The organism is Ponticaulis koreensis DSM 19734, from assembly GCF_000420665.1.
Taxonomy (GTDB): Bacteria; Pseudomonadota; Alphaproteobacteria; order Caulobacterales; family Hyphomonadaceae; genus Ponticaulis; species Ponticaulis koreensis.
Map to the genome: position 1 here is coordinate 199,840 of NZ_ATVJ01000003.1, position 25,222 is coordinate 225,061.

29 protein-coding genes are annotated in these 25,222 nt (G+C 55.7%); 16 read left to right on the top strand and 13 right to left on the bottom strand.

Annotation, left to right across the window (positions count from 1 at the left end; all coding sequences use genetic code 11):
• The first annotated feature begins 50 nt into the window (after positions 1 to 50).
• Both G523_RS19695 and G523_RS0115915 read left to right on the top strand, forming a co-directional pair.
• On the top strand, positions 51 to 527 hold the full coding sequence (locus G523_RS19695) for a DUF3775 domain-containing protein (RefSeq protein WP_022696061.1): 477 nt from the start codon (positions 51 to 53) through the stop codon (positions 525 to 527).
• 55 nt (positions 528 to 582) lie between these two features.
• Entirely contained in the window at positions 583 to 1,422 is an 840-nt protein-coding gene (locus tag G523_RS0115915) for an aldo/keto reductase (protein WP_022696062.1), read from the top strand.
• Positions 1,423 to 1,479: 57 nt separating this feature from the next.
• On the opposite strand, the gene ypfJ is transcribed toward G523_RS0115915, so the two are convergent.
• Entirely contained in the window at positions 1,480 to 2,334 is an 855-nt protein-coding gene (gene ypfJ, locus G523_RS0115920; RefSeq protein ID WP_022696063.1) for a KPN_02809 family neutral zinc metallopeptidase, read from the bottom strand.
• Between the two features lie 194 nt (positions 2,335 to 2,528).
• On the opposite strand from ypfJ, the gene pepF reads away from it, so the two are divergent.
• Together pepF and G523_RS0115930 are read left to right on the top strand one after the other, a co-directional pair.
• Positions 2,529 to 4,454: an oligoendopeptidase F gene (gene pepF / locus G523_RS19700; RefSeq protein WP_022696064.1), complete on the top strand. Its 1,926-nt coding sequence runs from the start codon at positions 2,529 to 2,531 to the stop codon at positions 4,452 to 4,454.
• 41 nt (positions 4,455 to 4,495) lie between these two features.
• Positions 4,496 to 4,912 carry a secondary thiamine-phosphate synthase enzyme YjbQ gene (locus G523_RS0115930; protein ID WP_022696065.1) on the top strand — a complete coding sequence of 139 codons (417 nt, stop codon included), beginning with the start codon at positions 4,496 to 4,498 and terminating at the stop codon, positions 4,910 to 4,912.
• Here the strand turns inward: G523_RS0115930 and G523_RS0115935 are convergent.
• The 3 genes from G523_RS0115935 to G523_RS0115945 all read right to left on the bottom strand — a co-directional run bounded on the left by G523_RS0115935 (position 4,909) and on the right by G523_RS0115945 (position 6,367).
• Positions 4,909 to 5,658, bottom strand: coding sequence for an SIR2 family NAD-dependent protein deacylase (locus G523_RS0115935; RefSeq protein ID WP_022696066.1), 750 nt, complete (start codon positions 5,656 to 5,658; stop codon positions 4,909 to 4,911). The two genes, G523_RS0115930 and G523_RS0115935, sit on opposite strands and share 4 nt — an antisense overlap.
• A 69-nt stretch (positions 5,659 to 5,727) precedes the next feature.
• On the bottom strand, positions 5,728 to 5,880 hold the full coding sequence (locus G523_RS21060; RefSeq protein ID WP_022696067.1) for a hypothetical protein: 153 nt from the start codon (positions 5,878 to 5,880) through the stop codon (positions 5,728 to 5,730).
• A gap of 10 nt (positions 5,881 to 5,890) precedes the next feature.
• A complete protein-coding gene (locus G523_RS0115945; RefSeq protein ID WP_022696068.1) occupies positions 5,891 to 6,367 on the bottom strand; it encodes a GAF domain-containing protein in 477 nt (158 codons plus the stop codon).
• Positions 6,368 to 6,635: 268 nt separating this feature from the next.
• On the opposite strand from G523_RS0115945, the gene G523_RS20500 reads away from it, so the two are divergent.
• From G523_RS20500 to bla, 10 genes are all read left to right on the top strand, one after another.
• Positions 6,636 to 7,172, top strand: coding sequence for an SPOR domain-containing protein (locus tag G523_RS20500; RefSeq protein WP_022696069.1), 537 nt, complete (start codon positions 6,636 to 6,638; stop codon positions 7,170 to 7,172).
• Between the two features lie 155 nt (positions 7,173 to 7,327).
• Complete coding sequence (locus G523_RS0115955) at positions 7,328 to 7,978, top strand: hypothetical protein (RefSeq protein WP_022696070.1); 651 nt, start codon at positions 7,328 to 7,330, stop codon at positions 7,976 to 7,978.
• Positions 7,978 to 9,207 (top strand): hypothetical protein, encoded by a 1,230-nt coding sequence (locus G523_RS0115960; RefSeq protein ID WP_022696071.1) that lies wholly within the window; start codon positions 7,978 to 7,980, stop codon positions 9,205 to 9,207. Before G523_RS0115955 ends, G523_RS0115960 begins: the two co-directional genes overlap by 1 nt.
• Complete coding sequence (locus tag G523_RS0115965; protein ID WP_022696072.1) at positions 9,194 to 10,153, top strand: AAA family ATPase; 960 nt, start codon at positions 9,194 to 9,196, stop codon at positions 10,151 to 10,153. The genes G523_RS0115960 and G523_RS0115965 overlap by 14 nt, the downstream gene beginning before the upstream one ends.
• Positions 10,154 to 10,156: 3 nt before the next feature.
• Positions 10,157 to 11,464: a DUF58 domain-containing protein gene (locus G523_RS0115970; RefSeq protein ID WP_022696073.1), complete on the top strand. Its 1,308-nt coding sequence runs from the start codon at positions 10,157 to 10,159 to the stop codon at positions 11,462 to 11,464.
• Positions 11,465 to 11,466: 2 nt separating this feature from the next.
• A complete protein-coding gene (locus G523_RS0115975) occupies positions 11,467 to 12,459 on the top strand; it encodes a stage II sporulation protein M (protein ID WP_022696074.1) in 993 nt (330 codons plus the stop codon).
• A complete protein-coding gene (locus G523_RS0115980) occupies positions 12,459 to 13,382 on the top strand; it encodes an RDD family protein (protein WP_022696075.1) in 924 nt (307 codons plus the stop codon). The genes G523_RS0115975 and G523_RS0115980 overlap by 1 nt, the downstream gene beginning before the upstream one ends.
• Before the next feature lie 43 nt (positions 13,383 to 13,425).
• A complete protein-coding gene (locus G523_RS0115985; RefSeq protein WP_022696076.1) occupies positions 13,426 to 14,346 on the top strand; it encodes a DMT family transporter in 921 nt (306 codons plus the stop codon).
• The gene (locus G523_RS0115990; protein ID WP_022696077.1) at positions 14,343 to 15,107 is read left to right on the top strand and encodes a peptidoglycan recognition protein family protein; all 765 of its coding nucleotides are present in this window, start codon (positions 14,343 to 14,345) and stop codon (positions 15,105 to 15,107) included. The genes G523_RS0115985 and G523_RS0115990 overlap by 4 nt, the downstream gene beginning before the upstream one ends.
• An 89-nt stretch (positions 15,108 to 15,196) precedes the next feature.
• On the top strand, positions 15,197 to 16,174 hold the full coding sequence (bla, locus tag G523_RS0115995; protein WP_162141067.1) for a subclass B3 metallo-beta-lactamase: 978 nt from the start codon (positions 15,197 to 15,199) through the stop codon (positions 16,172 to 16,174).
• Here bla and G523_RS0116000 read toward each other — a convergent pair.
• The 7 genes from G523_RS0116000 to G523_RS0116035 form a co-directional block, all read right to left on the bottom strand.
• Entirely contained in the window at positions 16,171 to 16,548 is a 378-nt protein-coding gene (locus G523_RS0116000; RefSeq protein WP_022696079.1) for a VOC family protein, read from the bottom strand. The two genes, bla and G523_RS0116000, sit on opposite strands and share 4 nt — an antisense overlap.
• A gap of 82 nt (positions 16,549 to 16,630) precedes the next feature.
• Positions 16,631 to 17,431: a crotonase/enoyl-CoA hydratase family protein gene (locus G523_RS0116005; RefSeq protein WP_022696080.1), complete on the bottom strand. Its 801-nt coding sequence runs from the start codon at positions 17,429 to 17,431 to the stop codon at positions 16,631 to 16,633.
• 71 nt (positions 17,432 to 17,502) lie between these two features.
• The gene (locus G523_RS20505) at positions 17,503 to 18,033 is read right to left on the bottom strand and encodes a hypothetical protein (RefSeq protein ID WP_022696081.1); all 531 of its coding nucleotides are present in this window, start codon (positions 18,031 to 18,033) and stop codon (positions 17,503 to 17,505) included.
• Positions 18,034 to 18,113: 80 nt separating this feature from the next.
• The gene (locus tag G523_RS0116015; RefSeq protein WP_155802854.1) at positions 18,114 to 18,767 is read right to left on the bottom strand and encodes a hypothetical protein; all 654 of its coding nucleotides are present in this window, start codon (positions 18,765 to 18,767) and stop codon (positions 18,114 to 18,116) included.
• A 73-nt stretch (positions 18,768 to 18,840) separates the two neighbouring features.
• Positions 18,841 to 19,998 (bottom strand): acyl-CoA dehydrogenase family protein, encoded by a 1,158-nt coding sequence (locus G523_RS0116025; protein ID WP_022696083.1) that lies wholly within the window; start codon positions 19,996 to 19,998, stop codon positions 18,841 to 18,843.
• Between the two features lie 59 nt (positions 19,999 to 20,057).
• Entirely contained in the window at positions 20,058 to 21,248 is a 1,191-nt protein-coding gene (locus tag G523_RS0116030) for an acyl-CoA dehydrogenase family protein (RefSeq protein WP_022696084.1), read from the bottom strand.
• 128 nt (positions 21,249 to 21,376) lie between these two features.
• Positions 21,377 to 22,360: a nicotinate-nucleotide--dimethylbenzimidazole phosphoribosyltransferase gene (locus G523_RS0116035; protein ID WP_022696085.1), complete on the bottom strand. Its 984-nt coding sequence runs from the start codon at positions 22,358 to 22,360 to the stop codon at positions 21,377 to 21,379.
• Positions 22,361 to 22,516: 156 nt separating this feature from the next.
• Between G523_RS0116035 and G523_RS20740 the strand changes: the two genes are divergently transcribed.
• Both G523_RS20740 and G523_RS0116040 read left to right on the top strand, forming a co-directional pair.
• Entirely contained in the window at positions 22,517 to 22,714 is a 198-nt protein-coding gene (locus tag G523_RS20740) for a DUF1289 domain-containing protein (RefSeq protein WP_081648862.1), read from the top strand.
• Between the two features lie 15 nt (positions 22,715 to 22,729).
• Complete coding sequence (locus G523_RS0116040) at positions 22,730 to 23,251, top strand: retropepsin-like aspartic protease family protein (RefSeq protein WP_022696086.1); 522 nt, start codon at positions 22,730 to 22,732, stop codon at positions 23,249 to 23,251.
• A gap of 7 nt (positions 23,252 to 23,258) precedes the next feature.
• Here the strand turns inward: G523_RS0116040 and G523_RS0116045 are convergent, their stop codons facing one another.
• Both G523_RS0116045 and dusA read right to left on the bottom strand, forming a co-directional pair.
• Positions 23,259 to 24,083, bottom strand: coding sequence for a sulfite exporter TauE/SafE family protein (locus G523_RS0116045; protein ID WP_022696087.1), 825 nt, complete (start codon positions 24,081 to 24,083; stop codon positions 23,259 to 23,261).
• 76 nt (positions 24,084 to 24,159) lie between these two features.
• Positions 24,160 to 25,179 (bottom strand): tRNA dihydrouridine(20/20a) synthase DusA, encoded by a 1,020-nt coding sequence (gene dusA, locus G523_RS0116050; RefSeq protein WP_022696088.1) that lies wholly within the window; start codon positions 25,177 to 25,179, stop codon positions 24,160 to 24,162.
• Between the last annotated feature and the right edge of the window lie 43 nt (positions 25,180 to 25,222).

A 25,222-nucleotide genomic window follows, 5' to 3' on the forward strand; every position in this document is an offset into this window, starting at 1 on the left:
ATTTTTGCTCCTGCACGTTGGTTTCGCAGACGACAAAGCAGGAGCAAATTATGAAAACCATTGAAACCGGCCCTTTAATTGATGACCTCGCGATTTCTGAAAACGCGCTGGCCGGTATCATTCTCAGAGCCAAATCCTTTGGCGCGATTGTACCGGAAAGTGATCCGCGCGAGTCGTCTAACGGGTCTGATGACCGCATGATTGATGCGCTGGAAGACCAGCTAGACAATCCGGCACGCATGTCACTTGAGAAGACGATCAATAATCTGAGTGACGAGCAGCGAAACACCCTCGTAGCGCTTACCTGGGTAGGTCGCGGTGATTATTCTGCCGCTGAATGGAAAGAAGCGCTGAGCATTGCTCAGGATCGCGATGGCACTGCTACATCGCACTACCTTTCCGAAATTCCGATGCTGGCGGACCATCTTGAAAACGGCGCTGCCGAGCTCGGCATCAATGTGACTGATGCGAAAGCTGAAATCCTGACACACGATCAGAACCCGGATCCGATGCGCGCTTTGAAATAAGTAGCGTATCGAACTCCCAATCCTCCAATTTATTCAGACAGAAAGGCACGTGTTTATGACACTGACCACGAAACATTTTGACGTTGAAATTCCATCCATTGGCTTTGGTACCTGGCAGCTGAAAGGCGACACCGCGACGGAGGCCGTGAAAACGGCGCTGGAAACAGGTTACCGTCACATTGATACAGCGCAGGCTTATGAAAACGAGAAGGCCGTCGGCGATGGCATTCAGGCGGCCGGCACTGCACGTGAAGATTTTTTCCTGACAACCAAGGTCTGGACCGACCAGTTTAAAGACGGCGACCTGCAGTCTTCGACCAAGGAAAGCCTGAAACGCCTCGGCGTGAGCGAGGTCGATCTGCTTCTGCTGCACTGGCCAAATGATGATGTGCCGATGGAAGAAACAATTGGCGCCCTCAATGATGCACGCAAGCAGGGCCTGACGAAGAATATTGGTGTTTCAAACTTCAACAGGGATCAGTTTGATAAGGCCGTAGAGCTCTCCGATGCGCCAATTCTGGTCAATCAGGTTGAGTACCACCCGTTCATCGACCAGACGAAGCTTCTGGCTGAAGCTGGCCATAAAGGCAGCGCGCTGACGGCATATTGCCCACTGGCGCAGGGACGTGTCTTCAAGAATGAAACGATCAAGATGATTGCTGAACGCTATGGCGTGACACCTGCGCAAATCGTGCTGCGCTGGTTTGTGCAGCAGCCCGGCGTTGTCGCCATCCCGCGATCTTCAAACCCGGAACATATCCGCCAGAATTTTGCGATTGATGAAATCCATCTGGATGGCGATGAGATGGCGTGTATCTCAGCTCTGCGTATGCACCATGATCGTATTGTCGATCCGGACTTTGCGCCGGTCTGGGACAATCCGCTCGCCGCGTAATCCGATTAGGAAACGAAAAGAAAAAGCCTCCCATGCGGGAGGCTTTTTTGTGTGAGCTTAAAGCTCGGAGAAGGTGTCACACTGGTTTGGGTCACCAGAGTTATAGCCTCGCATCAGCCATTCCTGACGCTGCGCCGAGGTGCCGTGCGTGAAGGCTTCGGGCGTGACGCGCTGACCTGCATTTCGCTGGAGTGTATCGTCGCCAATGGCATTCGCTGTTTGCAGGCCTTCCTGCAGGTCACCACGTTCCAGTGCAACATTGCCGTTAGAGACGCGTGCGGCATTCGCCGCCCAGACGCCAGCATAGCAATCAGCCTGTAGTTCCAGCATGACGAGATACTGGTTGGACTCTGCCTCGCTGCGGGCACTCTGCTGTGCCTGACGTACGCGCTGGGATGCGCCGGTCAGCGTCTGAACATGGTGGCCGAATTCGTGCGCGATCACATAGGCGCGTGCAAAGTCTGCGCCCGATGCGCCAAGACGCGTTTCCATTTCCTGCCAGAAGGAGAGGTCGAGATACACTGTTTGGTCAGCCGGGCAGTAGAATGGGCCCATAGCTGCCTGTCCATAGCCGCAGCCTGTATTGGTGCCTTGCGTGTAGAGAACAGTATTTGGCGGCTGATAGTCGGACAGGAAGAGTTGCCAGACGTCATTCGCATTTGTGCCGACAACATCGACGAACATGCCTGCATCGTCTTCAGGTGTTCCGGCCGTGCCTTGCTGCTGTTCTGAGGAGCCTGCGCCGCCGAACTGGCTGGCGATCTGCATGGTCTGTTCTGGGTTGATGCCGAATACGAAATAGCCGATCAGCGCGATGGCGATGACACCAATACCACCACCTGCTGCTGCGCCGCCGCGCATACCCCGCCGGTCTTCCACCCGACCGCTCGTCCGTCCGTCTTTCCAGCGCATATACCGCTCCCACTGCTCACATGCCGTTTGAGATATAGTTAGCGGAGCTTCTGAGTGTGGTCACCAAGGAAATACCGTTGCCCGCCAGATGAGCGCAAATATTAAACCGAAGACAGGTTGGCGTTCTGCGCTTGGCAGAAAACTCCATTCATGGTGAAAAGATTTATTGATTAACGGAAAGTTGGGGCTTTCGAATGGCTGATTTCAAAACATTTCTGAAAATGGGTGTCTGCTCGGTCGCAGTCTTCGCGATTGCTGGGCTGTCTGGTGTGTCTCACGCCGAACCGTTTCCTCAGGACGAGGCCGCAGCGGCGGAAACGACCGAAACATCTGAAACATATGTCTGGGACCTGACGGCTCTTTATGAGTCCGCGGAAGCATGGGACGAAGAGTTCACAGCCATGCAGGCGCAGGTCGCGACGTTGAGTGAACTTCAGGGCACCTTGGGTGAGAGTCCGCAAAGTCTTGCCTATGCGATGCGCTCTATGTCTGACACGGCAAAAGAAGTTGTCCGTCTTTATGTCTATTCCTCGCTTAGCCGGGATGAAGATCAGCGTGTGTCTGAAAACCTCGAGCGTTTCGGTCGTGCATTGTCGCTCTATCAGGCCTTCTCCGAGGCTGTGAGCTGGCTGTCGCCTGAAATCCTTTCCATCGGTGAGGAGCGCGTCCGCGAGTTTATGGCCGCGGAGCCTGCGCTCGAGCCATTCCATTTCCAGCTGGAAGACACGCTGCGTCAGGCACCGCATACGCTTGATGAAGATGGTGAGGCGCTGCTGGCGCTGGCGGGTCTCGCACTGTCACAGCCGAACGAAATCTACAGCCTGTTCGCGAACGCATCTATTCAGTGGCCGATGGTTACCCTGTCTGATGGTACGGAAGTGCGTCTTAATCAGGCAGCTTATTCGCGCTATCGTTCCCACCCGAACCGTGAAGACCGTCAGTTGGTGTTCGATACGTTCTGGGGCGCCTGGAATGACTATGAAGCGGGTATGGGCGCCACGCTGAACTCGCAGGTTCTGTCGGCAGTCTTCCGTGCACGTGCGCGTAACTTCGATAGCGTGCTTGAGCGCAATATGTTCGACGACGCGCTGCCACCGGAAATCTACACAGAACTCGTGGATCAGGTGAACGCGGCGCTGCCCGTCTTCCACCGTTATCTGGAACTGCGCGGACGTATGCTCGGCGTGGACGACCTTCGTTACTACGACATTTATCCACCGATCATTGAAGCTGACACGGGCGTGTTTGACCTCGCGCGATCTGAAGAGATTACATTTGAGTCTCTGCGTCCGTTTGGTGAGGAATATCTGAGCTTGCTGCGTGAAGGCCTTGATGGCGACTGGATGCACTCCCATCCGCAGGAAGGAAAAGAGACGGGCGCTTACATGTCTGGTTCAGCCTATGACGTGCACCCGTACGTCCTGCTAAACCATAATGACGACTTTAACTCGCTCTCCACATTCTCTCATGAATGGGGCCATGCGGTTCATACCCAGCTGGCGCGTCAGAACCAGCCGTTTGAAACTGCAGGCTATTCGACATTCATCGCGGAGATGGCATCCACGATCAACGAAATCCTGCTTCAGGAATACATGATTGAGAATGCAGAGACGCGGGAAGAAAAGCTCTTCTATCTTGGTCAGGCACTGGAAAGCCTGCGTGGTACCTTCTTCCGTCAAACCATGTTTGGTGAGTTCGAACTTGCAATCCACGAAGCTGCCGAGGCAGGCGAACCGCTAACTGGTGCACGTTTCTCTGAAATCTATCTCGACCTTCTGCGCCGCTATCACGGCGAGGAAGAAGGCGTGATGACGATTGACGAGCCATACGGCATTGAGTGGGCTTACATTCCGCACTTCTATTATGAGTTTTATGTCTACCAGTATGCGACATCGATTTCAGGTGCTGTCTGGTTTGCAGAACAGTTCCTGGCCGGTGATGATCAGGTGCGTGAGAACTTCCTAAATGTCATGCGTGCCGGTGGTTCAGACTATCCGCACCAGATCCTGCTCAATGAGGCAGGTCTCGATATGACCCAGCCTGACCCGTATGAAGCGGTTGTGCGCCGGATGAATGACATTATGGACCGCATGGACGCGCTTCTAGCTGAAGAAGAATAACAGCGTTTCACGATCATGAGGCCCGGTGTTAGACAGAATGCATGCAGACTGTTCTGACCCTTCCGACCCGTGGACCGGGCCTTTATGAGTTTACCGATCAGGCGGCCGTTTTCCTGCGCGGGCAGGGCGACGGCCTTCTGACACTGTTTTGCCAGCATACTTCGGCCTCACTCACTATTCAGGAAAATGCCGATCCCGATGTGATCCGCGATCTCAATGCGTTCTTCGAGCGGCTCGTGCCGGATTCTGATCATCCCCAGATGAGTTTTCTACGTCACCGCGCCGAGGGGCCTGACGATATGCCTGCGCATATCAAGTCGGCGCTCACGCAGGTGAACCTATCCATTCCTGTTCAGTTCGGACGGATGATGCTGGGCACCTGGCAGGGCATTTATCTGTTCGAGCATCGAAACGCGCCGCATACCCGCCGTGTGATCGCGCATTTCCGCGAAGACTAGGCTTCCAGCAGCTCGATGACCTCAGACAGAAGCGGGCCGATCTCGGTATTCAGAACGAGATCGGCGTAAGGGTCCTGATCTGTCGGCTCGCGATTAATGATGGCGTATTGCGCGCCCGTCTGTTTGGCGATGATCGGAATATTCGCTGCGGGATAGACGACCAGCGACGAGCCGATAGCCAGACACAGATCGGCGATTTCAGCTTCGGCTTCGGCAAGTGCCATTTTTTCTTCCGGCATGGCCTGACCGAATGAAATGGTCGCCGATTTCAAAAGCCCCTCGCAAAATAGGCAGGTGAGGTCTTCATCCGCTTCATAGCGTGGTTTCAGATCATCAAACTCATAGCGTTTCCCGCAATTGAGGCATTTGGCGTAACTGGCATTGCCATGAATTTCGATAACCTTGTCATCATCAATGCCTGCGTGCTGGTGCAGATTATCGACATTTTGCGTCACGACACGTGAGACCTTGCCCATATCCACAAGTTTAGCGACGGCGTAGTGACCGGTATTTGGTTTGGCGCCGGTCCAGCCGGCTGTCTTGTTGAAGACACGTCTCCAGGATTCGCGGCGCTGGTCGCGTGAGGCGACAAAATCCTGAAAATAGATCGGAGTCATCTTGCTCCACACGCCGCCGGGGCTTCTGAAATCCGGAATACCGCTTTCGGTGGAGATGCCAGCACCCGTGAAGATGAGGACGCGGTTTGCGTTCTGAATCATTTCAGCGAGTTGGGCGGCATCTGACATACAAGGCTCCTACGACTGTGAACGCCTGTAAGTGTGTCAGCGAGTAGGGCGGGCACGCAAGGGTGCAGCCTATTTCTTTTTACGTGGCTGGTGTTCGATCGTGTTTGGATCATCGAGGCGGCTATTCAGCTTCCTCTGCTGTTCCTTCCAGCGTGCACGACGGCCCATCTGGTAGAAGAACCAGCCGATAATGAGTGCGGGAAGAACGATGACGAGCAGCATGGCCTGATCTTTACGCGGTCAGGAGACCGGCGCAAATCGCTTCGAGACCTGCCTTGTCGATTTCGTCAAATGCGTCAGGCTGTTCAGAGTCGACGTCGAGAACGGCTGCAAGCGTGCCATCTTCATTGAAGACAGGAACCACAATTTCAGAGTTTGTACGGCTGTCGCACGCAATGTGTCCAGGGAACGCGTGAACATCCGGCACAAGCTGGGTTTCGCCGCTCGCAGCACATGCACCGCAAACACCGCGCGTAAATGGAATGCGCAGGCAGCCGAGCGTGCCGACATAAGGCCCTACTACCAGCTCTTCAGATTTCAGCGGATCGACAACATAAAACCCCGTCCAGAAAAAGCGTGGGCGGAAGGCCTCGGCCAGCAGGCAGGAGGCTGTTGCAAGCCGCGCAGGCAGATAGGTTTCGCCGGAAACGACAGCGAAGATTTCTTCGCGAAGTTGCTCATAGCGTGTCTGGCGTTCCTGATCGGTCATAGCGGGCATTCCTCGTTTATCGCGTGCATGTGTATCGAAACGCGTGGCGCTTCAAGGGGCAGTCGCATTTGCGCGCTTTTTTGTGAGAAGCCGATGCATCGGCGCATCATCGCACAGGCCTGAATGAAGGGTTTAAAACGGACCGCCTAATTTGAATGACCATCTAAACGTCGCTATTAATCTAAAAGAGCTATCACGATGTTGAGGTGAGGGCGCACTGAATATGCGCTTCATATTATAACTCAGAAGGGTGGGAGGCTTATCTGCCATGAAGATTTTAGCAGTGAGTGTGTGCGTTGCTGTTTCAGCCTGGGCGATGACGGCATCAGCCCAACGCGCTGAAATCGAGTATCGTGATCTGCCAGAGGCTATCGAACTGGCAGATGCCCAGTCGGTGATGGGCCAGCGCTATGACTCCTACATTTCCGAGCTTCCTCGCCGCGCTGCACCGCGTGCAATGCCGACATCTTCGCTGACCTCTACCGGCGTTGTCAGCGAGCCGTCTCCGGCAGCGCCTGCGCGAGAGCCGCAAATGGTGTCTTATGCACCAGCGCCTGCTGAACCGGCACCGCTGAGCATGGCGTATGCCATTCAGGCGGGCGCGTTCTCTTCTTATGCGAATGCAGACCTGCAGGCGGTCGCTCTGCGCCGCTATGGCGAAACCCGCATTGTTGAGGGGGTCACGAACGGTCGTCCGATCTATCGGGTGATGCTGGGTGGCTGGGTTAGCCGCGAACAGGCGGCCCCTATGCTGGACCTCATCAAGGCCCGCGGATTTGAGGGCTTTGTAACGCGCGCCAGCTAGGCGCATCTTGCCAGTCAGGTTTTATATAAGGCCATGCCCCACGGGTGTGGCCTTTCGTGATTTCAGCGGTACGAAAAGTTTGCGTAATATTGCCTTGCTTTGAGGTTGCTTTTCGCCGTTTTCCACGCTCAAACTGAATCCGGTGGGGAGACTTTATGCCGGACGAAACTGAAAGCTTTGATGACGCCTATGCCGCGATGCGCAGCGATGGCAGCTATCAGTTCGAGCTTCCCGTCGATCCAATAGACGTGACGCCTGAAGCCGTCGACCCGGACCGAAACCCGGGATGGCGCATATTCGGTGCTATCGGAGACATGATTGCTGCGCTTGGTCCGCTATGGCGGGTGCTGTTGATCGGCGCTGCCGTTTTGCTGGTGGGCTACATCATCTATTCCATCGTCAAAGGCGTCATGGACCGTCGCCAGACCATTGGCGACAGGAAACCGGCCAATGCGCGTGACGAACTCGCCGACGTGGATTTGCGACCAGATGAGTCGTTCTCCTCAGACCTTTTAAAACGTGCAGACGCCTTGGCTGATACAGGCGATTTCGATGCCGCTGTACGCCTTATCCTGCACTCATCCTTTCAGGATATGCAGCAGCGTGTGCGAAACCGGATAGGCAAGTCGCTGACTGGGCGGGAAATCGGTGAACTAGGCCAGATGCCAGAGCTATCACGCAATGCTTTGCGGCGTCTTATCCTCTCGGTAGAGCGCAGTGCATTTGCCGGTCAGCATCTCACGTCGGAAGACTATCAGGCGGCTCGTAAGGACTATGATGTCTTCGCACAAAGAGAAGCGTTCTGATGAGTTCGGTTTCGGATAACGCCACGCCGATTATTTCCGCGAAAACGGCGCTTATTGCGGTGCTCATCGCGGCGATCAGCTTTGCATCAGTGATTGTACTGTCTGCATTCGCGCCCGAATTCCGGGACCGCCGCGCAGCTGGCCTGCATGCCTATTCGACCTCCGCGCTAGGCTATAACTTTGCTTCAGAGTTGCTAGCGCGCGAGGGCTATAACGTTGATATCAGCCGCGATACCGGCGTTCTCAGGGGCGGAGCGAGTGAAGGGCTTCTCATTCTGACGCCGGCCAGCGCTTATGATGCGCGTGACCTTGATGAAGTCAATTTCGACCGTGATGGCGAACCCACTCTCGTCGTTTTGCCGAAGAGAAACGGCCTGCGTGACCGGTCAAACCCGCGGCATTACCGTCAGACATTTGCGCTACCGATCAATCGCCTTGCCGACCTGCTGGCACCACTGTCCGGGGATATCAGTCTTGAGCGTACAGAAGCGCCGGATGAAGTTGACATGATGGGATCAACTCTGCCCGTGGTTTTCTCGGACACTGTTCAGGTCTTGCATCCTCAGGGCATCGAGCCGGTCATCACGCTTGATGGCGGCGTTCTTTTGGGGCGTGTTCCCAGCACGCGGATATACATTTTATCTGATCCTGAACTCATGAACACACACGGGCTTGCGCATCGTGAAAATGCGGAAGTGTTCGTTCGGATGATCGCGCATTTTTCCGCCAAGTCTGACGTGCGTAGCGTGATTTTTGATACGACGATCCACGGCTTCCAACGCTCTCGCGATCTTCTGCGCCTGATCTTCGAGCCTCCGCTGCTCGGCGCAACATTGTTCGCAATTGCTACAATGATCCTGCTTGGTTGGGCCGCGTTTATGCGCTTTGGCCGTCCGCAGGCTGAGCCACCCGTTGCGGCGACAGGGCGACAGTCGCTGATTGAGAGCACGGCGGGGCTGTTCCGTCAGACAAATCGCGAGCCGGCTCTGGCGGGCGATTATGCAAAGCTTGCACGGCGTATGATCATCCGAGAGCTCGGTTATCCGGAAGACCTGCCGATAGAAGAGATGGATCGTATCCTCAAACAAAGAGAGGCGCGCGTGCGCGCTAAGCACGCGGATGCACCGCCATGGCCGGATCCGGCCAGAGTCAGAACACACAGTCAGTTGATGAACTTCGTGAAGGATTTTCACGTCTGGAAAAGGGAAATGAGCGATGAACGCGAATGATATCCAAGCGCTTGGCGAAAAGCTGAAAGCCGAAATCGGCCGCGGGATTGTGGGTCAGTCGGATGCGGTCGACCTCATGCTGATCGCGCTATTCTCTAAAGGTCACCTTCTTCTGGAAGGCCCGCCTGGTACTGCGAAGACGTTTCTTGCGCGGTGTTTCTCGGCTTGTCTGGCGCTTGATTACGGACGCATCCAGTTTACGCCCGATCTGATGCCGGGCGATGTGCTCGGCACAAACTTCTTCAACTTCCAGACCAGTCAGTTCCTGCTCACCAAAGGACCAATCTTCACGGAAGTTCTGCTCGCTGACGAGATTAACCGGACGCCGCCAAAGACACAGGCTGCCTTGCTGGAAGCCATGCAGGAGCGCCGCGTCACCATTGATGGAGAAACCCACCTTCTCAGTGATCACTTCATGGTGGTGGCGACACAAAACCCGATTGAGCAGCAAGGCACTTATCCGCTGCCAGAAGCCCAGCTCGATCGCTTCCTGTTCAAGCATGAAATGGCGTATCCGAGCGCGGAAGAGGAAATCCGGATTGTGCAATCTCACGCCAAAGGCGTTGGCATGCCGACCATGGAAGAGCTTGGTATCAAGCAAGTGGTCACCAAGGATGAACTGAGCGCGGCTTCTGATTATATCGGCTCGGTTACGCTCTCTGACGAGATCATTGACTATACGGTTCGTCTGGTGCGCGCGTCGCGTGAGCGACCGAACCTTCTGGATGTAGGCGTTTCGCCGCGCGCTGCGGTGAACCTTGCGGTCGCGTCACGCGCGAAAGCAGCTCTGGCCGGCCGCGACTATGTCATTCCGGATGATGTGAAACAGCTGGCCGGGCCTGCCATGTGTCACCGCGTCGTGCTGTCTGCATCTGCCGAAATTGAAGGGCGAACAGCTAAGAGCGTGATTTCAGACATCCTCTCAGAGACCGAGGCGCCGCGCTGATTCATGGCAAGCATTCGTCCATCTCAGCTGGCAATCATGCTGACGGGCGCGGGTATTCCGTTGCTCCTGATCATTGCGTGGCTTGCGCCAGCGCTGTGGGTGATGAGCTTTGCCGGCATTACAGCGATTGTATTGCTCATTTCGATTGATGCCATGGCGGCACGTTCGTCTCGTGCACTGAATGTGGAAACTAATGTTCCGCCTGTTTTCTTTGTGGGCACAGGCAATCCGTTTGCATTGAAGATCAGTGATCCTAAGCGTGACTATCTGCCTTCTATTCAGGTACGCCCTGAATTCAACGAAGCTGTGGTTCAACCGGAAACGGTGATACTGAGTGCAGAGGGCCTGGCCGAGTTCGAATTGCATATGCTGAGGCGTGGTGAGGCTCGGCTGGATAGTCTCTGGATGCGCTGGTCTGGCCCGCTCGGGCTGGCGTGGAAACAAATGCGTCTGCCTGCTGAGCTGGCCCGGCCAATCAATCCGGATATTCGCACGCTGCAGTCCGATGCTCTGCGCTGGATCGCTCGTGAAGCTGATTTCGGGATCAAGGCGCAGTTTGATCGCGGTGATGGCTCCGAATTCGATGCCATGCGCGAATTCGTACCGGGCATGGACCGGCGTAGCGTGGACTGGAAAGCATCAGCCCGTCACATGGCGCTGATGGCGAAAGAATATCGCACGGAACGTAACCACAATATTGTGCTGGCGTATGATACCGGCCGTTTGATGTGCGAACCGCTCGGGGACATTTCGCGCCTGGATCATGCAGTTCATGCGGGAATGCTACTCTCTTACGCGTCGCTGCGCGGAGGTGATCGCGTGGGCGTTTATGGCTTTGATACGCAGCCGCGTGTCATGACCGGTTTGGTGCGCGGTAATGCAGCGTTCAGCAAGCTTCAGTCTGAAATGGCGCGTCTTAGCTATTCGACGCTTGATGCGAACTATACGCTGGGGCTCACGCGTCTCTCTGCCGGTTTGAACCGTCGTTCGCTGATCGTGCTGTTCACAGATTTTATCGATACCGCGCAGGCCGAACTCATGGTCGAGAATGCAGCGCGGCTGGCTAAGCGCCACCTGGTTGTATTTGCCGTATTCAAGGATGAAGACCTTGAAGCGCTCGCGGTGAAAGAACCTGAAACGCCCGAAGATGTGACCCGCGCGGTGATCGCAGACAATCTCATTCAGGAGCGGCGTACCGTGATCAAGCGCCTGTCCCGTCTTGGCATTGATGTGCTGGAAGCACCGGCGCATCAGTTCTCGTCTGCGCTGCTCAACCGATATCTCACTATTCTGCAACAGGAGCGGATCTGACCATGTCCGAGCTTGATCTCAAGAGCTATCGCTTCCGTGCAGAAAGAGAAGACGACTGGCGCGCGCTGGAAGGCCTTCTGGAGCGTATCCAGAACTCTGGCGTGAACGCGCTGAAGCCTGACGAGCTGGTGGCGCTGCCGCAACTGTATCGCACGGCGGTATCCTCCCTCTCGACGGCGCGGGCGGTCTCTCTGGACCGGAACCTGATCACCTATCTGGAGACGCTGTGCACGCGCGGCTATCTCTTCATGTACGGGCCGCGCGTTTCCTTCTGGGAGCGGTTTGGCAGCTTCTTCCGACGCGACTGGCCCGATGCTGTGCGCAGCATGGTCGGGGCGACTATTCTCTCATCAGCGATCATGTTTGGTTTCGCGCTCATCGTAATGATGCTCGTGCTTTCCGATTCAGAATGGTTCTACCCGTTTGCTGCATTCCTCGATGAGCGCACTCCCGAGGCTTCGCAGGAAACGCTACGTGCGACCCTCTATACCGAGGATGAGGACATAGCGGGCATGCTGAGTGTGTTCGCCTCCCAGCTCTTCACGCACAATACGATGGTGGCGCTGTTATGCTTTGCGCTTGGCTTTATGGTCGGCATACCGACGGCCATTCTGCTCGCCTATAACGGTTGTATTCTGGGGGCGTATGTCGGGCTTTATGTCAGCAAAGGGCTTGGCTTCGAGATTATAGGCTGGCTCATGATCCATGGCGTGACAGAGCTGTTTGCCATTATTCTGGCGGCTGCAGCCGGTCTTGTTATTGGCAAAACGCTCGCCTTTCCCGGGGAGAAGCGGCGTGTGGACGCGATGGCAGACGCAGGTAAACGCGCGGGCAATGTCGGCATGGGCGTTGTCGTTATGCTGTTCCTTGCCGCCTTGCTCGAAGGCTTTGGGCGGCAACTGATCAATGATGACCTGACGCGCTATATGGTGGCAGGCGTCTCGCTTCTGGGCTGGCTCAGCTATTTCTATCTACGTCCGGGGGCGAAACGCTGATGGCGAGGGCTAAGGCAGAAAAAGCCCGGCCGCAGGGCTATCAGACGAATGCGCATGACGCCCGTATGTGGCGTGAGGTGACGACCCCGGAGGGCGCTGTCATTCGTCTTCGTCTTGCTGACGCGGGCGAGCGGGCAGGGGCGCTGTTCATTGATGCTGGTATCATGCTTGTGACCTTGATTGTCGGCGGCATGATCATCGCTTTTGGCGTTCCTGATGGTTATTTCGGTGAGTGGGCTGAAATCGGGCAGATCCTGTTCAACCTCTTCTTTTTCATGCTTCGCGCCTTCTATTTTACTATTTTCGAAATGGGCCGGCGCGCTGCGACGCCGGGTAAGCGCATTATGAAGTTGCGCGTGGTAGCCCGCGAAGGTCGCCAGTTGACGGCGAATGCTGTTTTTGCCCGTAATGTAATGCGCGAGCTTGAAGTCTTTCTGCCTTTCACCTTTCTGCTGACAGGAATGGGGGGCGATACCCTCAACGGTATGATGACCTTGCTGGTTCTGGTCTGGCTTGGCGTATTTGTCTTCATGCCGGTGTTTAACCGAGACAAGCTACGGGGCGGTGATCTCGTCGCGGGTACCTGGGTTATCCGTAATCCGAAACCGGAGCTCGCAAAGGATGTGACTTCCACAAGCGCGAATGCAGACGACGACGCTTTTGTCTTCTCGCAGGAGCAATTGCAGACCTATGGTGAGCATGAATTGCAGGTGCTGGAAGACGTTTTGCGCAGCGGGACAGGCGAAGTGAAAGCTGCCGTAGCGTCACGCATTCGCGCGCGTATCGGATGGGAAGCTGCACCTCTGGAAAGAGACGGTCCGTTTCTGGAAGCCTTCTATAAACAATTGCGTAAAACGCTTGAGACGCGCATGCTGTTCGGGAATCGCAAAAAAGATAAATACGACACCGGCGAGTCTTCCTGACCTCAATTCTCACTCAGTCGGTAGCTTCTGGAGATGATCAGACATGCCGATCCGTGATTTCGGACTGCTCTTCCTTGTGTGCATGGTCTGGGGACTGAATGTCATCGTCACGCGATGGGTGTTCCTGAATTCTGATGTGCAGCCGGTGTTTTATGCGGCGCTCCGCTTCGGTCTTATCGCTCTGGTTCTGCTGCCAATTCTGTTCAGGCGTGTGCCCAAAAATCTGGGCAAGCTGTTCCTGATCGCGACATGCATGGGCTCGGCGCATTTTGCGCTGCTCTTTATCGGTCTTGCGAATGCGAGTGGAAGCGCCGCCGCTGTCGTCGGGCAGCTCGGCGTACCGTTCACAACCATTCTGTCTGTCATCTTCCTTAGCGAGAAGGTCCGTTGGAGACGTGGGCTCGGTATCGTACTGGCTTTCCTTGGGGTGATTATCATCACGATTGATCCGGGCAATTTTAATATGGAAGTCGGACTGTTCTTTGTGATTGGATCAGCGTTCGTTGGCGCAATGGGCGCGATCATGATGAAGCAGATCACACCCATGCCAGCGATACATATGCAGGCATGGATGGGGGCAATGTCGTGTCTGCCTCTATTGGTTGTCTCAGCTTTGCTCAATGGATTTGAGGGCGGGGTCACAGGACAGTTTCAGGCCTTTATTGATGGTGGTCTGCTGATCTGGCTGGCGACCCTGTTTGCCGTGTTTGGTGTTTCGATATTCGGGCACGGATCGTTTTACTGGCTCATCACCCGCCATGAAATGACGCTTCTCTCGCCGCTCACGCTTATGACGCCGATCTGGGGCGTGGCTTTTGGCGTGCTGATCCTTGGAGAGACAATCACTGTCAAATTTCTGATCGGCGGTGTGGTTTCCCTGCTGGGTGTTTTGATCATTGCCTTGCGCCCGAACAGCAAATTTCCTTTAGCTTCGGTAGCTAAGAAACTACTGAGTGGCACATGAAGATCATCGAGGCTCCGTCACCCAACCAGAATAAGCGCCGCTTTCCGGTGGATATGCTCGTGCTGCATTACACGGGCATGGAAGATGGCCCGTCCGCACTTGAGCGCATGCGAGATGAGAAAGCGCAGGTTTCCGCGCACTATATGGTGGATGTGGACGGGGTGATCTATCAGCTCGTGCCGGAGGATATGCGTGCATGGCATGCGGGCGTCTCGAACTGGCAGGGCGATGGCGACCTCAATTCGCGCTCCGTGGGGATCGAAATCGTCAATGGCGGTCACAATGTGAAGCTACCGGATGGCAGCCTTCAGCCTTATTCCCGCGTGCAGATCGAAGCGGTGATTGAACTCAGCCGCACCATCATCGAGCGCCACAAAATTCCGATGAATCGTGTTGTCGGCCATTCCGATATTGCGCCCGATCGCAAGGATGATCCGGGCGAGCATTTCCCGTGGGAAGAGTTTGCGGCACGCGGCGTAGGCTTCTGGCCTGAGCTGCCGGACGAGGGAGAGCTGGTTAAGCTCTCCGAAAAGGATGCGCCTTTAAAACTTGGCGCATGGGGCAAACGCGTGACCGGACTGCAGGAAGATCTGAAAGCGATTGGTTATCCGATCGATGTGTCCGGCGCATTCGAAGAACAGACGGAGAAGGTTGTCATGGCGTTTCAGCGTCGATGGAACCAGGGCGATGTGTCCGGCGTAGTCGACCCGCTGACATTCGAACTCATCCGCCGTGTTGCGGCATTGGCATCAGCGCGCTGATTGACTGAAAACAACCTTTGAGCCGGCGGAATACGAACAACAAAAAGTCCGCATTCAGGCTGCATATGCGCAAAACGGAGGACGCATATATGAACCGGATTTCTATACTGGCGCTGGCCATGATTATGGCTGCCTGCGCGCAGGACAGGACCGAGCCACAGCCCGTCGAAGACGCGGAGCTTTTGATCCCGATACCTGAAGGTGAAAGGGATGATGTCGCGCCTCTGGCTTCACCGGACGAGATCGAGTTTGCCATCCAGTCGCCCGTGTTGGACGCTATGCGCGTATTCGCGCCTCCGCATGCCCCATTCACCGTGATCGACAATATCCATCATGTGGGCGGAGCCAGCGTGAGTTCTTATCTCATCACGACAGATGAGGGGCACTTTCTGATCGACGGTATTCTGCCGCAGAGCCCGCCAATGATCCTCGAGAACATCGCTGCCCTTGGTTATGACATCGCCGATGTACGTTATCTTTTGAACAGTCACGCCCATATCGACCATGCAGGCGGCCTTGCGGCTCTACAGCAGGCGTCGGATGCGGTAATGGTGGCCAGCGAAAAAGACGCGCCCATCCTTGAAGCAGGCGCTATTGATTTCGGGCCGACCTCCACAATGCCATTTCCGCCTGTTCGTGTGGATCAGATCATTCAGGACGGCGATCAGCTCACGCTTGGCGACACAACGCTCACCGCAGTCGTCATGCCGGGGCACTCGCCGGGCTGTACCTCATGGTTGATGGATGTGACCGATGAAGACGGTAATCCGCATCAGGCCTTCTTCCATTGTAGCACGAGCCTTGGTGGCCAGCGCATCGCGCCGGAAAGCTATCCGGGCATGGTGGATGATTATCGCGCCTCGTTCGAGCGTGTGCGCAGCATTGATGCTGATGTGTTTCTGGCGTTCCATTCGAGCATGTTCGGAATGCTGGACCGTTATGAGCGCCTGTTGGCAGGCGAGGAGCTTGCCTTCGTGGAAGCGGGCGCGCTGCAACGATTCAATGATGCGTCGGAGGCTCAGTTCAATGCTGCCCTGAGCCGCCAACAGGAAGAGCAGGACGATTAAGCCGTTTGAACGAAGGCGTTCAGTTTATTACCGTCAAGATCGCGGAAATACGCAGCGTAGAAATTGTCGCCGCGTGGTCCGGGCTTTCCTTCGCAGCTTCCGCCCTGAGCGATGGCAATGTCATACAGTCGGTCGACTTGCGCCGGATTTTTGGCCGCCAGCGCGATCATCATGCCGTTGCCCACAGTCTGTGGCTCACCGTTATAGGGCAGGGTGATTCCGATACCCGGCTCATGGTTCGGACCGACCCATGCAATGAAGGAATCGTCCAGTGAGCCCAGAAAATGCTTGGCCTCAAGCTCGTCCGCGAGAGCTTGATAAAACGGGTAAGCGCGCTTCAGGTCAGATACGCCGATGGTTGCGTAGGCGATCATGTGATGTCCTCCTCTGTATGATCTACAGAGGAGGTGTAGTACGAGACTACTGACAGCATTCTGTCAGCAGCGTGTCAGGAAATCAGTTCCCCGTGAAGTTTGGCGCACGCTTTTCAAGAAGCGCTGTAACACCTTCAATATGGTCTTCTGTGTGGTGCTGGAGCGCTTGTTGGGACGCCGACATTTCCATAATGGTCGCATAGTCCGCATTCTGCGCTTTGCGGAGCAGCATTTTTGCAGCGCGCAGCGCCATAGGTGGCTGCGCAGCGACTTTCTCTGCCAGCTCCATAGCCGCGTCCATAAGAGCCTCGTTAGAGACTTTCTGTGATGCCCAGCCCCACTCGATTGCGGTGTCAGCGTCGTACATCGTGCCGGTGAAGATCATCTCAGACGCTCGGGACAAGCCAACAATGCGTGGCATCAGCCATGAGCCGCCATCACCCGGGATGAGGTTGATGCGCAGGAAAGACATGCCGAAACGTGCGCTGTCCGCAATGATGCGCATGTCCGCCATACAGGCAACGTCGCAGCCAAGACCAACCGCAGGACCATTTACCGCCGCGATGAGGGGCAGTTCAAAGTTCCAGAGCGAGTTCACGATCTTGTGGATGTTGCCAGTATAGCCTTCTTTGACTTCAGCCGGTGTGCCGCCAAAAGCGCCTGTGCGCTCTTTCATGGCCTTCAGGTCTCCGCCCGCAGAAAAGGCACGGCCTGCGCCAGTGAGAATGCAGCAGCGCAGCTCTTTGTCCGCTGCCAGTTCCTTTGTCACTTCCACAAAAGCATCGCCGTCGCCTGCTTTGCCCAGAGGGTTCAGCTGGTCCGGGCGGTTGATTGTGATGATGGCAATTTTGCCGCGCTTCTCGACTGTAAGCAGGTCCTGCATGTTTCACTCCCAATTATGCTGGTCTGGTTCTGCCCGACTGGGGACAAAATGCAATATGCAGCGGGCTTACATTATTCGTTTTCAGTTCTCACATAGCGCCCTGTGAACCAGACAACCCAGTCTTCGGTATCGGGATTGTACTGTTCAAAATGCTGGGTAACGGAGCCGTCTTCATTCGGTGTCCATTCGCCGGTGAAGGGGAAGCTGGTGCCATTACCATGATAGGTGATGGTGCCTTCAAGCTTCATAGAGCCGGTTTCGGTCAGGCCGCCGGTATAATCTATGATTGAGCCGGAACTGACCCAGACCTGACGCCACAGGCCCGTATCCGGATTGTAGAAGTTCAGGCTCTGGCCTGTGCCACCGGCTGTATTCACCCAGCTCTCGGTGATCAGGCAGCCGTTTTCAGCGCGTTCAATCGTGTTGTGGCCAGCGAGATTTCCATTCGGGCCGGAAACCTCCCACTCGCCCAGCCAGAAATCGAACTGGTAATAGGCTTCGTCGGTGCAGGGCGGGGGCGGCGTATTGCCCGCAGACTGCGCAAATGCAGGTGTCGCAAAGCAGATCATCCCCGTGATAAGCATCGCCCGAAGTGCTGACATGATGGCATTCCCCCGTGAAACATCTTTCTCGGGGGAGGATGACAGGCTGGTGGGATTTTACAAGCTGGCGGGCTTCGCGCTTACTCGGCGCTCTCACGAATAGTGAAAACGGGAGGGCAGACCGATTGAAGGTCTTCTGCGCTATGGGCTTCCAGTGCGGCTGCGTCGTCTGGTTCCAGCTCTACCAGCTTGTCGAAATAGCCTTCTGTCCACTGTGCGCGATAGACGATGCCGGTTTCTGAGTCGGCCGTGTAGATGATCGGAGTGTCGTATTCGGTATGGGTGACGGTGATGGTCCGCGCGCTGGTTGGCTCAGTCTCCAGACCTGTTGGTTCAAACGGAAAGGCTTCAGAGACTTCTACACGCTGCGTGGTGCCCTCAATAGTGAAATCGAGCGCATCTGCAGCCTCAAGGTCACGAATGGTCTGCTGCGTGGAGGCAATGCGTTCGTCTGTCGGCAGTTCAGGGTGGAGGCAATCTGAAGAGAAGAGGCCAAACGCCGTCTCTGCATAGTAGAATTCATGTCCGCCCGGATCACCGAGATAAATCGTCCAGAGGCCGTGCGCGCCGATCACCTGAAGTTCGATCCGGTCTGACACCGAATTGGCTTCGGTAACCTCGTACGCAAGGCGCGTACCGACAGGCAGGTTCGGCGCGGTCTCAGCCCATGCGGTTCCGGCAGTGCAGGCAAAGGCTGCAAGCATGGCTGTGGCTGAACTGAACTTGCTGAACATGAATGACTCCCGGCAGAAAAACGCCCACCTCAACGAAGTCGAGGTGGGCATTTAAATCAAGATGCGCGTGCAGTTATTCTGCAGCTGCTTTCACAACGCCTTCAGCGAGGTTGGCATAGCGACGCAGGTGGTAATCGACATTACCAAACTGAGTGTCGATAAGCGTCAGACGCTTGAAGTAGTGGCCGAGGCGAAGCTCGTCAGTTACGCCCATACCGCCATGGATCTGGGTTGCAGCCTGACCGATGAAGCGGCCGGAGTTACCGATCTGAACTTTCGTAGCAGACGCAGCTTTCTTACGAGTAGCTTCGTCTTCTTCGAGGCGCAGCGTGACCTGATAGGTCATGGACATGGACTGCTGTTGTTCAATGAACATGTCGACCATGCGGTGCTGGAGAACCTGGAAAGAGGCAATCGGCACGTTGAACTGCTTACGCTGGCGCGCATAGTCGAGTGTGTCAGCGTTCGCGATTTCCATTGCGCCACATGCTTCCGCAGAGATCGCCGCGATGCCTTCGTCGCAGACTTTCTCGATGAGTGGCAGAGCAGAACCTTCTGCACCGATCATGTCGTCGCCGGAAACTTCAACATTCTCGAAGTAGACTTCTGACGCGCGGTAACCGTCCATAGTCGGGTAGTCGCGTGTGGAAATGCCAGCAGCGTCTTTCGGTACGATGAAGAGCGAAATGCCGCTGTCATCGAAACGGTCGCCTGATGTACGTGCAGACACGATCAGGTGCGTTGCCCAAGGTGCGCCGAGAACGACAGATTTCTGACCGTTCAGGACGTAGTTAGAGCCGTTCGCACGCGCTGTTGTCGTAACGTCGTTCAGGTTGAAGCGTGATGTTGGTTCTGCATAAGCGAATGCCAGAACAACTTCGCCGCCCATCATTGGTGCGAGGAAGTTTTCTTTCTGCGCTGTAGAGCCAGCATGCTTCAGGAAGCCGCCGCCGAGAACGACAGACGGTACGTAAGGCTCGACCACGAGGCCTTTACCGAACTCTTCCATAACAACCATAACGTCGACCGCGTTACCGCCGAGGCCGCCATCTTCTTCGGAGAATGGAGCCATCAGAATGCCGAGTTCAGCGAACTGAGCCCACATTTCCGGACGCCAGCCGCTCTCTGAAGCGAGAACCTTGTTGCGTGTTTCCCAGTCGTACTGGTCTTTAATGAGGCGGGACAGAGAGTCCCGGATCATGTTCTGTTCTTCTGTGAAGCTAAAATCCACGAGTATATCTCCCCAAAATCGGGTTTATTTTTGTATCTGTTGCGAAGCTGCAGGGGCGCTTAAAGCCCCAGAACAGCCTTTGCGATGATGTTACGCTGAATTTCGTTAGAACCGCCGTAGATGGAGGTCTTACGCATGTTCAGGTATTCCGGCAGCGCGTGGTGCGCGTAATCCGGCCCGATTGGGAAACGGTTGCCACCTTCTTCCGGGAAACCACGGAAGTATGGAGCCGCATAATTGCCGACAGCTTCGATTGTGAGCTCTGTCAGACGCTGCTGAACCTCGGTGCCTTTAATCTTCAGGAGGGAAGATTCAGGTCCTGGTGGTTTACCAGCTGCGACAGCTGCAAGACCGCGAAGTTCTGTGAACTCGAGTGCGGTGAGGTCGATTTCCAGCTTCGAGATTTTTTCTGCGAAGTCAGGATTTTCGATCAGTGGCTTGCCGTTGTCGTATTCTGTAGACGCGATTTCGCGGAGACGCTCAATGCCACGCTTGGAGCGAGCAACGCCTGCGATACCTGTACGCTCGTGAGCGAGCAGGAACTTCGCGTAAGTCCAGCCTTTGTTTTCTTCGCCAACGAGGTTGTCGACAGGAACGCGAACGTCTGTGAGCCAGACTTCGTTCACTTCGTGGCCGCCATCCGTCATGATGATCGGGCGAACTTCAACGCCCGGAGTGTCCATCTTGACGAGGATGAAGGAAATACCTTCCTGCTTCTTCACGTCTGGGTTTGTGCGGCAAAGGAAGAAGCCCCAGTCAGCGTGCTGACCAAGTGTCGTCCAAGTTTTCTGGCCGTTAATGACCCACTCGTCGCCGTCGCGGACAGCTGTTGTTTTCAGACCAGCAAGGTCGGAACCAGCGCCCGGCTCGGAGAAGCCCTGACACCACCATGTTGTGCCGTCGACGATTCCTGGAAGGAAACGGTCTTTATGTTCCTGGCTGCCGAATGTGTAGATAACCGGACCTACCATTGAGACTGCGAATGGCAGCGGCATGATTGTGTCCGCGCGCGCATTCTCTTCTGACCAGATGTATTTCTGTGTCGGTGTCCAGCCAGTACCGCCGTACTGAGTCGGCCAGGATGGTACAGACCAGCCTTTTTTGCCGAGAATCTGGTGCCACGACAGGAACTGCTCTTTCGTCAGTTCTTCGCGGTGCTTACCCTTAATGTCCTCAGGGTAGTTCTCTTCGATAAAGGCTCTTACCTCTTCGCGAAAGGCAATGTCCTCAGGTGAAAAATCGAGGTTCATATGTGTTTCTCCCATGACGTCTCAGTGCGTCATAATATGTCGAAGTCTTATGCCTTCAAGATGCCGCAGGGGGAAGGCCTTAATTCGAGGGAGATTAGGACAAATCGTCTGATTATGCCCGTAGGTTATCAGCTTTCTGTTTCACCGGAATTCGCAACGATGCTAGCGGCCTGTAATAACGGCATTGCTAGCATTCCGCCCATGCCTTCACCCGCCTGCATTTTCAAATCGAGCAGGGGTTCCATTTCCAGACGGTCGAGAATTGCCTGGTGAGCGGGACGATTTGTCGCCTGTCCGGCAATCACATGTGTGATTGCGCGCGGCTCGATGGCGTGAACAACGCCCGCGGCTACTGCTGTCGCAAAGCCATCCAGAATCACAGGAATACCCTGATGGCGAGCTGCGATAATCGCGCCGACACAGGCCGCCAGTTCGCGGCCGCCAAGGTGCTGGAGAATTTCGAGCGGTGAGTTCAGATGATGACGGTGAGCCTGCAGCGCTTTCTGGATGACATCCGCGCGCGCAACATTCACTTCCTCCGGAACGCCCTGACCGGCACGGACCCAGTACTGCGGCTCGCCGCCATAAAGTCCGTTCGCGACTGCTGCCGCAGCGGTGCCGCCCCCAACGCCCAGCACGCCAATAGCTAGAACGTCCGGGGTTTCAGCAATTGCTTCCATGCCAAAGGCGATGGTGGACGCGCATTCCTGCGCAGACATGGCAGGCGCTTCAGCGATGTCTTTCGTCGGCAATTCCAGCGCGAGTTCGAACACGCGCAGCGCAGAATTCGACATGGCCGCCAGACCGTTCGCTGCCAGCTTACCTTCCTGAAGTGCTTTGACGCGGGCTTCGGTCGCGCCTGAATCGGAGACAGATACACCATGCTTTGCGAGGCCGTGTGTACCCGCGAACAGCGCAATGGTGGATTTCTCAAGCTTTGGCTTTTCGCGGCGCTGGCATGCTGCCATCCACTCACCAAGGCGTTCGATGCGGCCATATTTGGAGCGGCGAACGCTGCCATCTGAGTTATAGTCCTTCGGCAGGTCTACGACAGGATGGTTCAGAACAAGGTCGCGAACGTCTTCGAGTGGTGTAGGAATATCGCCGGTCATTGATACACTTCTGGTCTGTTTGGTGCCGTTATGGATGATATGACTGCGAATGCAACGGTGCATCGTCTGGTCCGGCCTTAAATATAGTCTGTGACATTCCTGTTACGAGCTGAAACATACTTGCGGGAAAACGCGCCATAGGCGAAAACTGCTCGCATGAGTGTCACCCCAGTAAAATCTCCGTGCATCAAAGTTTGCGTCATTGATGGTCCGACCGGTTGGTGTCTTGGCTGCGCCCGGACTCTGAAAGAGATAAGTCAATGGACGAAATATACCGATCAGCAACGAGATGCCGTTATACACGAGTCTGAAGCGCGTCTGGAAACACTGCGCGAAATGGGCAAACTTGGGTAAGGACCCTCAAAACTCATGATGAAAGTTGCGATCCCCGTTTTCGTTCTGGTCTGCGTCAGTGTTGCGGTCGCAATCCGCGCTAACAACCAGATCGAAGCCAGCGAAACTGCAGCTGCAGAGCTCGCCGAAGAAGAGCGCCGTGCGTCCTTCCGCCCGGAAGCGCCTGGCCCGAATGCCGCAGTGCTGCGCAAGGGCGATGACAATCACTTCTGGGCCGATACGAATATCAACGGCACGCGCGTCCGGTTCATGGTCGATACCGGTGCGAGCATGGTCGCGTTGACGCGAGATGATGCGCGTCGCATCGGTGTGGATCTGGACGAGCTGGATTATCAGTATGAAGTCCGCACGGCTGGCGGTGGAACGCGAGGCGCATTCGTGCTGCTTGACGAAATCCGGGTCGGCAATGTTGAGGTTGAGGATGTGGAAGCGCTGGTGCTGGAATCCGATCTTCAACAGTCACTTCTGGGTATGAGCTTTATGGGCAAGCTTCACAGCTATGAAGTGCGCTCCAGCTCAATGATTATCCGCGAATAGTTTTCCGCTAGAAGCCGAACGCGATCCGCACCATATTCAGCGCAACGAGGATCATGACACATCCAAAGACGCGGCGGAGTGTCTTCGCGTTGAGTTTGTGCGCGAGCATAGCACCTACTGGGGCAAGGCTGGTAGTCATCAGCGCGATCACCAGAATAGCTGGTATATTCAGATAACCGATTGAGAAGGGTGGTCGACCGTCTATGCCGAAACCGGTGAACCCGTAGCCAATGGCGGCTGGTAGGCCGATCGCGGCACCGAAGGCCGCCGCTGTTCCGACAGCACGGTGAACAGAATGCCCGCACAGCGTCATCAGAGTGACGCCAAATACACCGCCGCCAATCCCCATAATGCCCGAAAGAGCACCGAGGCTGCTGGCGATTGAAAAGCGGCCAATTCCCGTTGGCAGGCTGTCTCTCAGCTTCCAGTCTGGACGACCCAGAATAAACTGCAGCGAGACCAGAAGCAGGATCGCGCCGAAAATGCCTCGCAGGGCGGCGCCCGGCAGATAACCCGCAATGGCTGCACCGGCGACCGCCCCAACCATGATCCACGGCACCCAGCCTTTCACCACATCCATATCGACCGCGCCGCGTTTGTGGTGAGACATGGCCGAGCGGATGGAGGTCGCAACAATAGTCGCAAGCGAACAGCCGATTGCGGCGTGCATGGCGACGCTCTCATAGCCGAGCTGGGTGAAGACGAAGGCGAGCGTCGGGACGATCACAACGCCGCCACCAATTCCGAACAGACCGGCAATCAGGCCAGCAAACGCACCGGCCGCGACAAGGGCTGCCAGCATTGGCAGATAAGGAGTAAGCGCTTCAATCATGCGCTCTATTTGCAGCGCGCGCAGGCTTAGGCAAGCTTAGAGTTGATCAAGCTACGGGGAGGTCGTCTTGTGTGGATCAGGCCGAGCGTGCCTCTTGCGCGGCTTCTGCGCGGGCCATTTGCTCTTCCACGATAGCGAGGGCTTCATCGAAGACCTGTATGTCTGCTTCGCGTCGCGGAGCATTCTCTGAGAGGTGACGACGCCAGAGGCGAGCGCCTGGCCGGCCATTGAATGCACCGAGGATGTGACGCGTGATCGCGTGCAGCGGTGTTTTCTTCGCAAGCTCGGAGGCGATATAAGCACGATAGGCTTTCAACGCGTCCAGCATGTCGTCATGTCGGGTCGGTGCGCCATAGATTGTATTGTCCACCTGCAAAAGAATGGTCGGGTCGTGATAGGCGGCGCGACCAAGCATTACCCCGTCAAGATGATCGAGGTGGGGCAGGCTTTGTTCCACAGTCTCCAGACCGCCATTCAGAGTAATCAGCAGATCGGGATAAGCCGTCTTCAGCTCATGGACAAGGTCGTAATCCAGCGGCGGAATTTCGCGGTTCTCTTTAGGAGAGAGGCCTTTCAACCAGGCTTTGCGAGCATGAACATGAAACACAGTGCAGGGTGAGTTTTTCGATACGGTTTCTACAAAACCGAACAGGCGTTCGCGCGGTTCGTCCTCATCGACGCCAATCCGGTGTTTGACTGTCACAGGGATTTTGACGGCGTCCTGCATGGCAGCCAGACAGTCAGCGACCAGCTGAGGCTCACGCATCAGGCAGGCACCAAAGGCTCCCGACTGGACCCGATCAGATGGGCAGCCGCAGTTCAGATTGACTTCGTCATAGCCGAAATCTTCCGCAATTTTTGAAGCTTCAGCGAGCTTGGCCGGTTCGTTGCCGCCAAGCTGAAGCGCCAGCGGATGTTCAGCGTCTGAATAGCCGATCAGTCGCTCGCGCTCGCCATGAATAACGGCATCAGCGGTGACCATTTCGGAATATAGCAGGGCGCAGGCGGACAATTCGCGGTGGAAGGCGCGGCAATGCCGGTCTGTCCAGTCCATCATCGGGGCAACCGAGAAACGATAGGTGTCGCGTGTCAGCATGTTTTTAAGAAGGTCCGGTCGGTCAGGCGCAAAGTTTTTCGAC

Excerpts from the sequence above, each read along its gene's own strand:
- G523_RS19695 (WP_022696061.1), top strand. The coding sequence starts at position 51 with ATGAAAACCATTGAAACCGGCCCTTTAATTGATGACCTCGCGATTTCT.
- G523_RS0115915 (WP_022696062.1), top strand. The coding sequence starts at position 583 with ATGACACTGACCACGAAACATTTTGACGTTGAAATTCCATCCATTGGC.
- ypfJ (WP_022696063.1), bottom strand. The coding sequence starts at position 2,334 with ATGCGCTGGAAAGACGGACGGACGAGCGGTCGGGTGGAAGACCGGCGG.
- pepF (WP_022696064.1), top strand. The coding sequence starts at position 2,529 with ATGGCTGATTTCAAAACATTTCTGAAAATGGGTGTCTGCTCGGTCGCA.
- G523_RS0115930 (WP_022696065.1), top strand. The coding sequence starts at position 4,496 with ATGCAGACTGTTCTGACCCTTCCGACCCGTGGACCGGGCCTTTATGAG.
- G523_RS0115935 (WP_022696066.1), bottom strand. The coding sequence starts at position 5,658 with ATGTCAGATGCCGCCCAACTCGCTGAAATGATTCAGAACGCAAACCGC.
- G523_RS21060 (WP_022696067.1), bottom strand. The coding sequence starts at position 5,880 with ATGCTGCTCGTCATCGTTCTTCCCGCACTCATTATCGGCTGGTTCTTC.
- G523_RS0115945 (WP_022696068.1), bottom strand. The coding sequence starts at position 6,367 with ATGACCGATCAGGAACGCCAGACACGCTATGAGCAACTTCGCGAAGAA.
- G523_RS20500 (WP_022696069.1), top strand. The coding sequence starts at position 6,636 with ATGAAGATTTTAGCAGTGAGTGTGTGCGTTGCTGTTTCAGCCTGGGCG.
- G523_RS0115955 (WP_022696070.1), top strand. The coding sequence starts at position 7,328 with ATGCCGGACGAAACTGAAAGCTTTGATGACGCCTATGCCGCGATGCGC.
- G523_RS0115960 (WP_022696071.1), top strand. The coding sequence starts at position 7,978 with ATGAGTTCGGTTTCGGATAACGCCACGCCGATTATTTCCGCGAAAACG.
- G523_RS0115965 (WP_022696072.1), top strand. The coding sequence starts at position 9,194 with ATGAACGCGAATGATATCCAAGCGCTTGGCGAAAAGCTGAAAGCCGAA.
- G523_RS0115970 (WP_022696073.1), top strand. The coding sequence starts at position 10,157 with ATGGCAAGCATTCGTCCATCTCAGCTGGCAATCATGCTGACGGGCGCG.
- G523_RS0115975 (WP_022696074.1), top strand. The coding sequence starts at position 11,467 with ATGTCCGAGCTTGATCTCAAGAGCTATCGCTTCCGTGCAGAAAGAGAA.
- G523_RS0115980 (WP_022696075.1), top strand. The coding sequence starts at position 12,459 with ATGGCGAGGGCTAAGGCAGAAAAAGCCCGGCCGCAGGGCTATCAGACG.
- G523_RS0115985 (WP_022696076.1), top strand. The coding sequence starts at position 13,426 with ATGCCGATCCGTGATTTCGGACTGCTCTTCCTTGTGTGCATGGTCTGG.
- G523_RS0115990 (WP_022696077.1), top strand. The coding sequence starts at position 14,343 with ATGAAGATCATCGAGGCTCCGTCACCCAACCAGAATAAGCGCCGCTTT.
- bla (WP_162141067.1), top strand. The coding sequence starts at position 15,197 with ATGAACCGGATTTCTATACTGGCGCTGGCCATGATTATGGCTGCCTGC.
- G523_RS0116000 (WP_022696079.1), bottom strand. The coding sequence starts at position 16,548 with ATGATCGCCTACGCAACCATCGGCGTATCTGACCTGAAGCGCGCTTAC.
- G523_RS0116005 (WP_022696080.1), bottom strand. The coding sequence starts at position 17,431 with ATGCAGGACCTGCTTACAGTCGAGAAGCGCGGCAAAATTGCCATCATC.
- G523_RS20505 (WP_022696081.1), bottom strand. The coding sequence starts at position 18,033 with ATGTCAGCACTTCGGGCGATGCTTATCACGGGGATGATCTGCTTTGCG.
- G523_RS0116015 (WP_155802854.1), bottom strand. The coding sequence starts at position 18,767 with ATGTTCAGCAAGTTCAGTTCAGCCACAGCCATGCTTGCAGCCTTTGCC.
- G523_RS0116030 (WP_022696084.1), bottom strand. The coding sequence starts at position 21,248 with ATGAACCTCGATTTTTCACCTGAGGACATTGCCTTTCGCGAAGAGGTA.
- G523_RS0116035 (WP_022696085.1), bottom strand. The coding sequence starts at position 22,360 with ATGACCGGCGATATTCCTACACCACTCGAAGACGTTCGCGACCTTGTT.
- G523_RS20740 (WP_081648862.1), top strand. The coding sequence starts at position 22,517 with ATGAGTGTCACCCCAGTAAAATCTCCGTGCATCAAAGTTTGCGTCATT.
- G523_RS0116040 (WP_022696086.1), top strand. The coding sequence starts at position 22,730 with ATGATGAAAGTTGCGATCCCCGTTTTCGTTCTGGTCTGCGTCAGTGTT.
- G523_RS0116045 (WP_022696087.1), bottom strand. The coding sequence starts at position 24,083 with ATGATTGAAGCGCTTACTCCTTATCTGCCAATGCTGGCAGCCCTTGTC.
- dusA (WP_022696088.1), bottom strand. The coding sequence starts at position 25,179 with ATGCTGACACGCGACACCTATCGTTTCTCGGTTGCCCCGATGATGGAC.